15 protein-coding genes are annotated in these 12,915 nt (G+C 61.2%); 3 read left to right on the top strand and 12 right to left on the bottom strand.

Annotated features, from left to right (window positions below):
* Positions 1 to 76 precede the first annotated feature (76 nt).
* The 3 genes from ACK4FH_RS09520 to hflK are packed head-to-tail and all read right to left on the bottom strand — an operon-like array spanning position 77 to position 2,332.
* A complete protein-coding gene (locus ACK4FH_RS09520) occupies positions 77 to 262 on the bottom strand; it encodes a DUF2065 domain-containing protein (RefSeq protein WP_409812989.1) in 186 nt (61 codons plus the stop codon).
* 16 nt (positions 263 to 278) lie between these two features.
* Positions 279 to 1,157 (bottom strand): protease modulator HflC, encoded by an 879-nt coding sequence (gene hflC / locus ACK4FH_RS09515; RefSeq protein WP_409812987.1) that lies wholly within the window; start codon positions 1,155 to 1,157, stop codon positions 279 to 281.
* On the bottom strand, positions 1,157 to 2,332 hold the full coding sequence (gene hflK / locus ACK4FH_RS09510) for an FtsH protease activity modulator HflK (protein ID WP_409812985.1): 1,176 nt from the start codon (positions 2,330 to 2,332) through the stop codon (positions 1,157 to 1,159). The genes hflC and hflK overlap by 1 nt, the downstream gene beginning before the upstream one ends.
* A gap of 157 nt (positions 2,333 to 2,489) precedes the next feature.
* On the opposite strand from hflK, the gene ACK4FH_RS09505 reads away from it, so the two are divergent.
* Both ACK4FH_RS09505 and ACK4FH_RS09500 read left to right on the top strand, forming a co-directional pair.
* Positions 2,490 to 3,641 (top strand): Mrp/NBP35 family ATP-binding protein, encoded by a 1,152-nt coding sequence (locus ACK4FH_RS09505; RefSeq protein WP_409812984.1) that lies wholly within the window; start codon positions 2,490 to 2,492, stop codon positions 3,639 to 3,641.
* 104 nt (positions 3,642 to 3,745) lie between these two features.
* Positions 3,746 to 4,492 (top strand): DUF1428 domain-containing protein, encoded by a 747-nt coding sequence (locus tag ACK4FH_RS09500; protein ID WP_409812982.1) that lies wholly within the window; start codon positions 3,746 to 3,748, stop codon positions 4,490 to 4,492.
* 72 nt (positions 4,493 to 4,564) lie between these two features.
* Here the strand turns inward: ACK4FH_RS09500 and ACK4FH_RS09495 are convergent, their stop codons facing one another.
* The 9 genes from ACK4FH_RS09495 to ACK4FH_RS09455 all read right to left on the bottom strand — a co-directional run bounded on the left by ACK4FH_RS09495 (position 4,565) and on the right by ACK4FH_RS09455 (position 11,572).
* A complete protein-coding gene (locus tag ACK4FH_RS09495) occupies positions 4,565 to 4,900 on the bottom strand; it encodes a hypothetical protein (RefSeq protein ID WP_409812980.1) in 336 nt (111 codons plus the stop codon).
* Positions 4,901 to 5,019: 119 nt separating this feature from the next.
* Positions 5,020 to 5,937 carry an SMP-30/gluconolactonase/LRE family protein gene (locus tag ACK4FH_RS09490; RefSeq protein ID WP_409812978.1) on the bottom strand — a complete coding sequence of 306 codons (918 nt, stop codon included), beginning with the start codon at positions 5,935 to 5,937 and terminating at the stop codon, positions 5,020 to 5,022.
* A 46-nt stretch (positions 5,938 to 5,983) separates the two neighbouring features.
* On the bottom strand, positions 5,984 to 7,261 hold the full coding sequence (locus ACK4FH_RS09485) for a flavin monoamine oxidase family protein (RefSeq protein WP_409812976.1): 1,278 nt from the start codon (positions 7,259 to 7,261) through the stop codon (positions 5,984 to 5,986).
* A complete protein-coding gene (gene fghA, locus ACK4FH_RS09480; RefSeq protein WP_409812975.1) occupies positions 7,258 to 8,097 on the bottom strand; it encodes an S-formylglutathione hydrolase in 840 nt (279 codons plus the stop codon). Before fghA ends, ACK4FH_RS09485 begins: the two co-directional genes overlap by 4 nt.
* A complete protein-coding gene (locus ACK4FH_RS09475) occupies positions 8,097 to 9,206 on the bottom strand; it encodes an S-(hydroxymethyl)glutathione dehydrogenase/class III alcohol dehydrogenase (RefSeq protein WP_409812974.1) in 1,110 nt (369 codons plus the stop codon). Before ACK4FH_RS09475 ends, fghA begins: the two co-directional genes overlap by 1 nt.
* 91 nt (positions 9,207 to 9,297) lie before the next feature.
* Positions 9,298 to 9,987, bottom strand: a complete 690-nt coding sequence (locus ACK4FH_RS09470; RefSeq protein ID WP_409812972.1) for a nuclear transport factor 2 family protein — start codon at positions 9,985 to 9,987, stop codon at positions 9,298 to 9,300.
* 108 nt (positions 9,988 to 10,095) lie between these two features.
* The gene (locus ACK4FH_RS09465) at positions 10,096 to 10,605 is read right to left on the bottom strand and encodes a dihydrofolate reductase (protein WP_409815231.1); all 510 of its coding nucleotides are present in this window, start codon (positions 10,603 to 10,605) and stop codon (positions 10,096 to 10,098) included.
* A gap of 2 nt (positions 10,606 to 10,607) precedes the next feature.
* Positions 10,608 to 10,778 (bottom strand): hypothetical protein, encoded by a 171-nt coding sequence (locus ACK4FH_RS09460; protein WP_409812970.1) that lies wholly within the window; start codon positions 10,776 to 10,778, stop codon positions 10,608 to 10,610.
* The gene (locus ACK4FH_RS09455) at positions 10,778 to 11,572 is read right to left on the bottom strand and encodes a thymidylate synthase (RefSeq protein WP_409812969.1); all 795 of its coding nucleotides are present in this window, start codon (positions 11,570 to 11,572) and stop codon (positions 10,778 to 10,780) included. The genes ACK4FH_RS09460 and ACK4FH_RS09455 overlap by 1 nt, the downstream gene beginning before the upstream one ends.
* 169 nt (positions 11,573 to 11,741) lie before the next feature.
* On the opposite strand from ACK4FH_RS09455, the gene ACK4FH_RS09450 reads away from it, so the two are divergent.
* On the top strand, positions 11,742 to 12,908 hold the full coding sequence (locus ACK4FH_RS09450; protein WP_409812968.1) for a dipeptidase: 1,167 nt from the start codon (positions 11,742 to 11,744) through the stop codon (positions 12,906 to 12,908).
* Positions 12,909 to 12,915 lie beyond the last annotated feature (7 nt).

Below are 12,915 nucleotides of genomic sequence, written 5' to 3'. Positions count from 1 at the left end.
CCGCTCGAAACGCACATGCGCCTTGTGACACTTCTGTCATGTTTCGTTCCGATTATGGACGAAATGAGGCGTTGCCTCAGCCCCGGACCAGCCAGACCAAAAAGACGCCAAGCGCCAGCGCGGCAAGGCCGCCCATCCTGAGCTTCTGGTCGGAGATTTCAGCGAGCGACATCAGCGCCCGGCGAACCGGCCCAGGAAAAGCGGCATAGAGCACGCCTTCCAGGGCGATGGCGAGGCCGAGCGCGGAAAGAAGCTCCGTCACCGCCGTTCTGAGCGACTCAGCGCCTGCCCCTTTCGGAGCCGAAATAACGGAAGAACTCGCTGTCCGGCGTCACGATCATCGTCGTGTTTTCGCTCTTCAGGCTCGCCCGATAGGCATCCATCGAGCGATAGAAAGCAAAGAACTCGGGGTCCTGTGAATAGGCTTCGGCGAAGATTTCGTTCCGTCTCGCATCGCCCTCGCCTCGCATGATCTGGGCATCGCGCTCGGCCTCGGCGAGAATGACCGTCACGTCGCGATCGGCGCGGCTTCGAATGCGCTGCGACTCTTCGTTACCCTGCGCGCGGATTTCCGCCGCTTCACGCTCACGTTCTGTCTGCATGCGCTGATAGATCGCCTGACTGTTCTGCACCGGCAGATCGGCGCGGCGGATGCGCACGTCGATCACTTCGATGCCGAACTGCTGTGCGGCCCTATTGAACGCCTGCTGAATATTGTTCATCAGGCCGGCACGATTGTCGCGCACGAGTTCTTCCAGCGTGTTGTCGCCAAGCACATTTCGCAGCGACGAAACGAAAATCGGACGAAGGCGGCTGTCGACGTTCCTCGGGTCGCCAACCGACTGGTAGAAGCGAAGCGAGTCGACGATCCGATAGCGGGCAAAGGCATCGACATCGAGACGCTTGCGGTCCTTCGCAATGATTTCAGTCGGCTCCGTACCGTGATTCAGATTGAGAATGCGCTTGTCGATATAGATCACATTCTGAATGACCGGCAGCTTCCAGTGCAGGCCGGGTGTCGTCACGACCGCTCGCGGGTCGCCAAACTGCAGCACGATCGCCTGCTGCGTCATGTTGACGGTGTAAGCGGATAGATAGATCGCGAAGCCGGCGATAAGGGCGACGATACCAACACCGATGGCGATGGACCTATTCATCAGCGGCCTCCTGTCGCGGGCTGGTTGCCGTTCGAGGATGCTTCCCCTGTGGAAGCCCCACTACGCGCGCGCGGTTGCAATTCATTGAGCGGCAGATAGGGAAGAATACCCTTGCCGCTGTTCGGGTCGCTCAGGAACAGCTTGTTCGTATCGCCAAGCACATGCTGCATCGTTTCGATGTAGATGCGCTTGCGGGTCACATCCTGCGCCTTGCGATACTCGTTATAGATGGCAAGGAAACGGTTTGCATCACCTTCAGCCGCCGCAACGATCTGCTCACGATAGGCTTCAGCCGCTTGCGTGATCCGCGCCGCATCGCCTCGGGCGCGCGGAACGACCGTGTTCGCATAGGTTTCGGCCTGATTCTGGAGGCGCTCCCGGTCGGTACGCGCAGCCTGCACATCGCGATAGGCGTCGATGACTTCGGCAGGCGGATCGACTTCATTGATCGAGACTTCGGTAATCTCGATACCCGCCCGGTAGCTATCCAGCGTATCCTGAACCTTCTGGAGAACTTGCACCTGCACGTCGCTTCGTCCGATCGTCTGCAGGAATTCGATATTCGACTGGCCGACGACCTCGCGCATGACGCTTTCGGAAACGGCCTTCACGGCCTGCTCCGGGTTTTCCACATTGAACAGGAATTCGGCTGCCTGCCCGGCCTTGATCTTCCACTGAACATTGAAGCGGATGTCGACGATGTTCTCGTCGCCGGTGAGCATCAAGCGTTCCTGGCTCACCGCGCCGATGGCAATTGTTTCAATGCGCGTGACTGCCGGCGTGAAAACCGTTTCCACAGGATAGGGAAACTTGAGGTGCAGGCCCGGCTCGACCGTGCGTACTACATGGCCGAAGCGGAGCACGATACCCTGCTGGTCGGTATTCACGCGGAAAAATGATGAATAGGCGAGAAGGCCCAGCAGAACGAGGCCAATCAGAAAGACCGGCCCGGAACCACCGCCCGCAGTGGTGGTTCCTCCGCCGCCTCCCGGTCCGCCGGCACCGCCGAACACCTGTCGCAGCTTCTCCTGCGCACGGCGCAGCAATTCATCGAGATCCGGCGGCTGATTTCCGCCACCGCCACCGCCGCGCGGCCCTTGTCCCCAAGGCCCACGGTCGCCGCCTCCACCGCCGCCCTGCCAGCCGCCACCGCCGTTATTATTGCTCCAGGGCATCAAAAATCCTTTGATTGCGAAGGAATGGACCAGTTGGAAACGCATACCCCGGGGTTTATATGACAGAGACCCGGCAGGTGCAACGCGAACCGGACAAGCCTTAAAGCAAAATGAACGGTGCCGCGCATCCTCGTTGCGGCAAAATCGGGAATACAACATGTCGCGCGTAAGCAGGGACGATATTGCAGCAGCTCTCGCGAATGTGATCGACGAGGAGAGCGGCAATGATGTCATGAGCACCGGGCTCGTTCAGGGCCTCGTTGTTCGCGAAGGCCATGTCGGTTTTTCGCTCGAAGTCGATCCTGCGAAAGGCGCGGAAAAGGAGCCGCTGCGCGCGGCCTGCGAGGCTGCCGCGAAGAATGTGCCCGGCGTGCTGAGCGTCACGGCGGTCCTCACTGCGCATCGTGCCGCAGGGCAATCGCCCTCGCCTGCGAGGGGACATTCCCATTCACATCAGGCCCAGGCACATCCGGGTGAGCGCGCACCGCAAGGCGCAATGAAGATTCCGGGCGTAAAGGCAATCGTCGCCATCGCCAGCGGCAAGGGCGGAGTCGGCAAATCAACTGTCGCTGTCAACCTCGCCTTGGCACTCGCGAAGCTCGGGCGGCGCGTCGGCCTTCTTGATGCGGATATTTACGGACCTTCCATCCCGCGCATGATGGGCCTCACCGGCAAGCCCGAGAGCAAGGACGGCAAGAAGCTGTTGCCGAAAGTGAAATACGGCATCAAGACCATGTCCATCGGCTATCTCGTCAACGAGGATACGCCGATGATCTGGCGCGGGCCGATGGTGCAGTCCGCCCTCACCCAGATGATGAGCGATGTGGAATGGGGCGAACTCGATGTGCTGATCATCGACATGCCGCCCGGCACCGGCGATGCACAGCTCACCATGGCGCAGCGCGTGCCGCTCACCGGTGCGGTCGTCGTTTCCACGCCGCAGGAAATTGCATTGATCGATGCGCGCAAGGGCTTCGCCATGTTCGAGAAGACGCATATCCCCGTCTTCGGCATTGTCGAGAACATGGCTTATTTCGTGAGCCCCGGCTCGGGAGAGAAGTCCTACATCTTCGGTCAGGGCGGCGCGCGGCGCATGGCGGAGAAACTCGGCTGCGATTTTCTGGGCGAAATACCGCTGCATATGTCGATCCGCGAGAAATCCGATAGCGGCGAGCCCATTGCGGCCACAGCACCGGAAAGCGATGAAGCGCGCCCCTTCATCGAAATCGCGCGCCGCATCGGCGAACATCTCGACCGCGCGCTCGGCGGCGGCGCGCGCAAGGCGCCCGCCATCGCCATCGAGGACTGACGCCTCCTTCCACTATGGAACTTCTCCTTTCCGGACCGGCAGCTTTGACTCGGTCCTTTTATTTTGATATCAACCTTTGCAGGTTGAACTGAAGGAAGCGAACAATGTCCTATGTAGAAGGATTTCTGGTGGCTGTGCCTGCCGCCAACAAGGAGCTCTACCGCAAGCATGCGCAGGGCGCCTGGCCCATGTTCGGCGAGTTCGGCATGAACCGGCTCGTCGAAGGCTGGGGCGACGACGTGCCCGACGGCAAGGTGACGGACTTCAAGCGCGCCGTGGACCTGAAGGCGGATGAGGTCGCGCTCTTTTCATGGTGTGAATATCCCTCGAAGGAAATCCGCGACGCAGCCGGACAGAAAATGAGAAGTGATCCGCGCATGCACGAGATGGGACAGATGCCCTTCGATGGCATGCGCATGGTCTATGGCGGCTTTTCCGTCTTTGTCGATGAAGGCCCAGGCGGAAAGATGGGCCACATCGATGGCTATGTTCTCGCCGTGCCGAAGGCCAACGAAGAAGCCTATCGAGAGATGGCCGCGAAAGCCGCGCCTGTCTTCCTCGATCACGGCGCAACGCGCGTCGTCGAATGCTGGGAAGACGATGTGGCCGACGGCAAGGTGACGGACTTCCGCCGCGCCGTAAAGGCAACGAAGGACGAAGCCATCGTCTTTTCATGGGTCGAATGGCCTTCGAAGGAAGCGCGTGAGGCAGCCTGGCCGAAGCTTATGGAAGACCAGCGCATGAAGTACGATCCCGCCACGGTGCCCTTTGACGGACAGCGCATGATCTATGGCACCTTCTCGCCCATCGTCGACGAAGCGTCGAAAAGCGCAAATCGCAAGACCGCCTGACGCGATCCCGTCTGAAAATGAAAACGGCCGGCCCCGAAGGACCGGCCGAATTCGCTTCGCGATCTGCCGGGATTAGCGGCCGGCAACGAGGGTCGCCGTTTCCGTCGAGCCGTCCGGTGCGGTCAGTTCCCAGGTCTCGCCGACGTTGCGCGACTGGGCAGGTACGCAATAGGGCTCTTCGCCGCCAAGGAAGCAGGCCGTGTCCCCATTGATCTCGTACTTGCCTTCTGCCGTGCTGCCATCGGGCAGCTTCTGCGAGTAGCTGCCGCCGGCATCGATATAGACCTGGCGTTCGCCTGCCGGGCCCACGACATTGACAGTATTGCCGTAGAAATTCGCAAAGGGATCGGCGAGAGCCGCTCCGGTGAACGCAAACAACGCAACGAGTACACTGACAAATAGGCGCATCTTTTATCCTCCCTGATAATTCAGACGCCGCGTACCCCAAAGGCCGCGCATGTTTGCACGGCGCAAGAGACAGGCAAAGACACGTTCCGCAGCCGGAACGTGTCAAGCCAATCCTGGCCCTACTTGTTGAGGAAGTTGAGCGGCAATCCCGGTACCGCCCATTCCGTCGCAACGAGACGGCCTGTCGTCGACAGCGTGATATAGGCCGTCTTCAGGTCCTTGCCGCCGAAGCAGATATTCGTGGTGATGAGATCGTCCGTCGCCACATGGCTGATCTTGCTGCCATCCGGTGAGAAGATCGTGATGCCCGCATTGAAGATCGTTGCGACGCAAACATTGCCTGCCGAATCGACCGCAAGCGAGTCGAAGAAGTTGAGGCCGGCGGGCGAGCCGACAAAGCGGCCGGGCAGCGGACCTTCGGGCGGCGCCACTTCGCCAGGCCCGGTAATGTCAAACGCCCAGAGACGGCCGGGGATCGTGTCGGCGACATAGACGGTCTTTTCGTCCGGCGAGAGGCCGACGCCATTCGGAGAGGTGATCGGGAACACGACTTCCTTGATCGAGGAGCCGTCAGTCTTCGCATAATAAAGACCGCCGCGATCCTGCGTCCGGCCTCGGCCCTTGCCGAGATCGGTGAACCAGAAGCCGCCCGACTTGTCGAACACGATATCGTTCGGCCCGTTGAGCGGGATGCCGTTGCATTCCTTGTAGAGCGTCTCGACCTTGCCGGTCTTGAGATCGACGCGCTCGATGCGGCCGCCCGAATAGTCCTTCGCCATGTCGCCGGGGAACAGCAGACCGCCGCGGTCATGCCATTCGAAGCCGCCATTGTTGCAGATATAGCAGGCACCATCCGGGCCGATCGCAGCGCCGTTCGGTCCGCCGCCCGGCTCCGCGACGATTTCCTTCTTCCCGTCCGGCGTAATGCGCGTCAGCGTGCCGCGCGCAATTTCGACCAGCAGAATGCTCCCGTCCGGCATCGCGATCGGTCCTTCGGGGAACCTCAGCCCGTCTGCAATGAGTTTCATATCCGCCACTTTTTCCTCCCTGTTTATATGCGGTGTTCTTGTTAGCCTTATTCTGTCAACGCGGCCGCGCCGCCGCAATGGCGCGATCGAGCAATGCGGCCACCTTCTCCGCCGCTTCGATGCCGCTCACATGCGCGCCCTGCACCGTCGAATACCAGTCGGCGGAGACTGCCTCACCTGCGAGAAAGAAACGTTCGCTGACGGGTTCGGCCAGAACGGCGCGTTGATCCGCATGGCCCGGCCGCGCACAGGAATAGGCGCCGAGCGTATGCGGATCGCTGGTCCACCGCGTCGCGCTCACGCCGGACAAATCCCTGACAATGTCCGAACCGAACATGTCGGAAAGCGCGGCACGCGCAAAAGAGATCATCTCCACCTCGCCTGCCCTGTCGAGACCTTCCGCAAGATCGCCGCCGAGATAGGCAATGGCGAGATTGCTGCCGAAAGGATTGATCTGGAACGATGCGGCAGGCCGCGACGGATCGCGCTCATCCATGAAATTCACATAGCTCGTTTCCGGCAGACCGAAGACATCGCGTCGGAAATGAAAAGCGACCTTGTTCGCATGGCCCGTCGGCACATGCGTCAGCGCGGATTGAAGCGGTAGCGGCAGCTCCGGCGTGAAGCGGATCGCGCCGGAAGCGAGCACATTGGTCGAGACCGTGACGACAAGGCTCCGCGCTCGCACTGTGCCGCGTGGCGTTTCGAGAAGAATATGCGTGCCGCCCGTGTCTATGGCGCTGACCGGCGTCGACAGCTCGACCGGCAGGCCCGCATAACGCGCTTCGATAAGCGCACCATAGCCGCGCACAAGCGGCCAGTTTGCGCCGCTGTCGCGATAGGCCGCGAGATCGCCGGTCGAAATTCCGGAGGGCGGCATGCCGGAAATCGCGGTGAAGATGTGATGCACCATGCGCGCCCAGCGCGAGCCATTGTCCATCACCTCAAGCACGGAAATATCGTGGCCCGTTTCGCCTGCCTCATGCGCACGCTCGTAAGCGGCTTCGAACTCATCACGATAGGCGCGCCACTCCGCCTTCGCACCCCAGCGTTCGCCGAGATGAAAATTCCCGTCGAAGGGCCGCGGCCGGGCTAGATAGGGATGGTCAAGCTCTTCGGCAATCCGCGTCAGCGGGTTGACGTCCGCCGAATGCAGCCAATGCGCCCCACGATCCCACGGAACGCCGAAAGTTTCCGTGTCGGTATGCGTCCGCCCGCCGATGCGCGGCTTCGCTTCGAGGAGATAGCAGGAGAGCCCAAGCTCATAAGCACGATGCGCGGTGGCGAGGCCGGCCGCGCCTGCTCCCACCACTGCGACATCGACAACCGTCATTTCAGCCGCTCGGCATGAAAGCGCAAATGATCCTCGATGAAACTCTGAATGAAATAATAGGAGTGGTCGTAACTCTCATGCCGCTTGAGCGTCAGCTTCTGGCGGTGTATTGCACAGGCTTCCTCGAACAGCTCGGGCATCAACTGTTTCTCGAGAAACGGATCGGCGAGCCCCTGATCGACCAATATGTCGTCGAAGTGTCCGACCGCATTGCCGCTCGTCATCAGGGCGGTGGCGTCATGCGCCGCCCATGATGAATGGTCCTTCCCGAGATAGGCGGTGAACGCCTTTTCGCCCCAGGCGCAGCGAGATGGCGAGACGATGGGCGCGAAGGCCGAGACGGACCGGAAATGCTCGGGATATTTGAGCGCCAGCGTCAGCGCCCCGTGCCCGCCCATCGAATGACCGCTGATCGACTGACGCCGCGCATCCACCGGAAAATTGTCGCGCACGACCGCAGCAAGGTCGCGGATGACATATGTCTCCATGCTGAAATGCGGCGCCCATGGCGCCTCCGTCGCATCGATGTAGAAACCCGCACCCTGGCCGAGATCGTATGCTTCGTCATCGGCAACGCCTTCACCTCGCGGGCTTGTATCGGGTGCGACGATGGCAAGTCCAAGCTCGCTTGCCACGCGATAGGCGCCCGCCTTCGCGGTGAAGTTCTCCTCCGTGCAGGTGAGGCCGGCGAGAAAGGTCAGAGTTGGAAATGGCCCCTTGCCCGCCGGCAGGAAAATCGAGAACTGCATCGGCGTGCCCGTCGCCGCCGAGGAGTGACGGCAGATGCGGAGTGTGCCGCCGAAGCAACGATGCGACGAAAGGGTTTCGGGGGTCATCAGAAAACGACCACCGAGCGGATCGACTTGCCTTCATGCATGAGGTCGAATCCCTTGTTGATGTCTTCGAGCGGCATGGTGTGGGTGATGAGATCATCGATATTGATCTTGCCGTCCATGTACCAGTCGACGATGCGCGGCACATCGGTGCGCCCGCGCGCGCCGCCGAACGCCGTGCCCTTCCAGACGCGGCCTGTGACGAGCTGGAAGGGACGCGTCGAAATCTCCTGCCCCGCACCTGCCACGCCGATGATGATGCTTTCGCCCCAGCCACGATGGCAGCACTCAAGCGCCTGCCGCATCGTGTTCACATTGCCGATACATTCGAAGCTGTAATCGGCACCGCCGCCCGTGAGTTCCACGATATGACCAACCACATCGCCATTGATCTCTTTCGGGTTCACGAAATGCGTCATGCCGAATTCACGGGCAAGGCTCTCGCGCGTAGGGTTGATGTCGACGCCAACGATCATGTTGGCGCCCACCATGCGCGCGCCCTGTATCACATTGAGGCCGATGCCGCCAAGGCCGAAAACCACGACATTGGCGCCGGCTTCCACGCCCGCCGTGAATATGACGGCACCGATGCCCGTCGTCACACCGCAGCCGATATAGCAGATCTTGTCGAAGGGCGCGTCCTTGCGCACCTTGGCGAGCGCGATCTCCGGCAGCACCGTGTAATTCGCGAAGGTGGAGCAGCCCATGTAATGCAGCACGGGTTTGCCCTTGTATGAAAAGCGGCTTGTTCCGTCCGGCATCACGCCCTTGCCCTGCGTCGCGCGGATGGAAGTGCAGAGGTTGGTCTTATGGCTGGTGCAGCTCTTGCATTCGCGGCATTCGGGCGTGTAGAGCGGGATCACATGATCGCCGACGGCGAGCGACTTCACACCCTTGCCGACTTCGACGACGACGCCCGCGCCCTCATGGCCGAGGATCGCGGGGAAAGCGCCTTCTGGATCTTCGCCCGACAGCGTGAAGGCATCCGTGTGGCAGATGCCCGTCGCCTTGATCTCAACGAGAACCTCGCCCTCCTTCGGTCCCTCAAGCTGGACCGTTTCGATCTCGAGGGGTTTGCCCGCTTCGAAGGCCACCGCCGCACGCACATCCATAAGCCGTCTCCGTTACCGCATGAAATGCCAATTCGGGCATTGTGCGGCGGCGGCAGACGAAACTCAATCGCACGGCGCGGAAATGACGCTTCTACCGCCCGGTGAGCCAGGCCTCGTTTTCCTTATGAAGCGCCGCCAGTTCCGGGCTTTTGTCGAGAACGGTCACAGGCGAAAGCGGAATACCGCTCCTGTCGAGGCTCGCGGCGAGAAATTTCAGTTCCGCCGGATATTTCTCCATCCCCTCGAAAACCGCATCTGGCAGCGACGCCCGGTCCACCGGGTCCGCGCGGTCTTTCTCGTAGACCGCCACTCGCTGCACGATACGCCACGCGTCATCTCGTTTTTCGATCCGGTCGATGAAACGCGCATAGGACGTGGTATCCACCTCGCCGGCCGGTGTTTTCGCGCGCACCATGATCGTCACATTGACCTCGCTCAGCGCGCGGCTGCCTTCGACGCGAATGCGCGGCACACCGATATAGTGCTTGAGCAGCGCACCGCTCCGCGCCGCAAGCTGTCGCGATGCCGCAATGAAACCATCATGCGGCCCGGCAAACCAGCTCAGCGAAATCGTGCCCTCTTCATGAAAGATGGCGGCGAGTTCGTCCCACTTCTCCTGATCGCGAAAAAGGGCCCAGTTGTTGACGAGATCGGCGATTTCCATTCGCGCGTCGAGCATGGCAGTCCTTTCCGCGACCGCCGCGTCGCTTTCCGACGCTCGCGCGGCACCGGCACCACAGACCAGGGCGAGGGAAAGAAGAAGAGCGGTAGCGAGTTTCATGTGTTCCCCGGAAAATCTTTCCGCCTGCATGGCGGATGAAGACTATGGGAGCGCTATTGCCCGAACTCAATCGCGCGGCGTCAATTCTGACCAGCCGTCAAATTTGTGTCAGCCATGCCGTTCCAGAAGCACGAACGAGTAAGGCGCGCTGTCCTTTTCGCCTGCCTCATGCCGCTCGCGCGACACCTCGCGCCACCGCGACATGTCGAAGGCGGGAAAACTCACATCGCCTTCAGGCTCGGCATGAACCTCGGTGATGTAGAGCCGCGTCGCATGATCGAACATTTCGGCATAAAGCTGCGCGCCGCCGATCACCGCCACTTCACCGGCGCTCGTTTCCTTGGCAAGCGCGAGCCCTCGCTTGAGCGCCGCTTCCGTGCCGGTCACGACTTCCGCCCCTTCCGCCGCATAGGCCGGATCGCGCGTGACGACGATATTGGGCCGACCCGGCAAAGGCTTTCGCGGCAGCGACTCCCATGTCTTGCGGCCCATGATGACGGGCTTTCCCATCGTCACGCGCTTGAAGTGAGCCATGTCGCTTGAGAGTCTCCACGGCAGCCCGTTGTCGTTACCGATCACGCCATTATCGGCAATCGCCACGACGAAAGAGACATGCACCGTCATGTGGCCACCGCGACATCGAACATTTCAATCTGCGAGAAAGCCGGCGCGCGCAGCATTTCGGGATCGATCGGCCGCATGCGCAGAAGAATGATCCACATGGAAAATACCGCGAGCAGGAGAACGGCGAGAATGAGCAGCCCGGCAATCACGCGCTGGCGAAGCCGCATCAGACCGCAACAGGCGCGGAGATATGCGGATGCGCCTCATAGCCTTCGAGCTTGAAATCCTCGAAGGTGAAATCGAACAGGCTCTTCACATCCGGATTGATGATCATGCGCGGCAGCGGCTTCGGGTCGCGCGAAAGCTGCTTGTCCGCCTGTTCCAGATGATTGAGATAGAGATGCGCATCGCCGAACGTGTGGATGAATTCGCCCGCTTCGAGCCCCGTCACCTGCGCCACCATCATGGTGAGCAGCGCATAGGATGCAATGTTGAAGGGCACACCGAGGAAAATGTCTGCCGAGCGCTGGTAAAGCTGGCAGGAGAGTTTGCCTTCCGCCACATAGAACTGGAACAGGCAGTGGCAGGGCGGCAGCGCCATCTTGTCGACATCGGCCACATTCCATGCCGAGACGATAAGGCGGCGTGAATCCGGGTTCGATTTGATCTGGTCGAGCAGGTTCTTGATCTGGTCGATCTTGCCGCCGTCGGGCGTCGGCCATGAGCGCCACTGATGGCCATAGACGGGCCCGAGCTCGCCATTCTCGTCCGCCCACTCGTCCCAGATGCTGACGCCATTAGCCTTCAGATAGCGGGTATTCGTGTCGCCCGAGAGGAACCACAGCAACTCGTGAATGATCGACTTCGTGTGCAGCTTCTTCGTCGTGACCATCGGAAAGCCCTCCGACAGATCGAAGCGCATCTGATGCCCGAAAATGCTGCGTGTGCCCGTGCCTGTGCGGTCGGTCTTGGTCACGCCCTTGTCGCGCGCAAGTCGCAGAAGGTAGAGATATTGCTGCATGGGTCTGCCCTGAGATTCGAATGATATCAGTCTAGCGCGAAGCTGCCCTGCCTTGCCACCGCCGCCGCAAAATGCCGGAGCAGTCACTTATCCACAGGGGAAAAACTGGCGGCTTGCCGCCACCCGCGCCAGAATGCCCTCAACAAGAGACATGACCGGATGAAACGCCATGAAACGCTTCCTGATCGGCCTCGCCATCTTCCTCGTTCTCGTGGTGATTCTCGCCCTCGCCTTGCTGCCCGGCTTCGTCGAGGGCCAGATCAACCGCGTTACCCCGCATGAGCCTTACGAAATCAGCGAGGAAACCCGCGCCCTCCACCAGCGCCTCGTCATCGCCGATCTCCATGCCGACACGCTGCTCTGGGCGCGCGACCCGCTGAAACGCGCCTCGCGCGGGCATGTCGACCTGCCCCGTCTCGACGAAGGCAATGTGGCGCTGCAGGTCTTCACCGCCGTCACCAAGGTGCCCTTCGGCCAGAACTACGAGAGCAATGAGGCGGGCTCCGACGTACTGCCCTGGCTTCTGATGGCGCAGCGCTGGCCAGCGCGCACCTGGGACAGCCTGCTCGAACGCGCGCTCTATCAGGCCTGGAAACTCGAAGATGCGGAACGCCGCGCGCCGGAAACGCTGCGCATCATCCGCAGCCGCGCCGATCTCGATGCGCTTCTCGCCTCCCGCGAAGAGGGTTCGCGACAGATCGGTGGTCTTCTCGGCATCGAAGGGTCGCACCCGCTCGAAGGCGAGATTGCCAATGTCGAGCGGCTCCATGCCGCGGGCTACCGGCTGATGGGCCTCCATCATTTCTTCGACAATGAACTCGGCGGCTCGTTTCACGGCACCACCGGCGAGGGCCTGAGCGACTTCGGCAAGGAAGCACTCCGCGAAATGGAACGCTTCGGCATCACCGTCGACGTCGCCCATTCCTCGCCCGCCGTCGTGGAAGATGTGCTGGCGATTGCCACCAAACCGATCGTCCTTTCCCACACCGGGCTTCGCGGCGCCTGCGACAGCCCGCGCAACATCGAGGACGACCTTGCAAAACGCATCGCCGAAAAGGGCGGCATCATCGGCATCGGCTATTGGCCCGGTGCGATCTGCGATTCAAGCCCGGCCAACGTGGTACGCACCATCCGTTATGCGATCGATCTGCTGGGCGTGGATCACGTCGGCCTCGGTTCGGATTACGACGGCGCCGTCCGCACCGATTTCGACACATCGGAAATCGCCGTGCTGACGGAGGAGATGCGCAAGGCGGATTTCACCGAGGAGGAAATCTTCAAGGTGATGGGCGACAATGTCATCCGTCTGTTCCGGGAAAACCTGCCTGCCGGTTGAATGCCGA

Origin of the sequence: Parvibaculum sp. (genome assembly GCF_046297875.1) — a bacterium.
Classification (GTDB): Bacteria; Pseudomonadota; Alphaproteobacteria; order Parvibaculales; family Parvibaculaceae; genus Parvibaculum.
The sequence above is the reverse complement of the archived record's forward strand: the minus strand, read 5'-3'. Positions and strand labels throughout refer to the sequence as shown.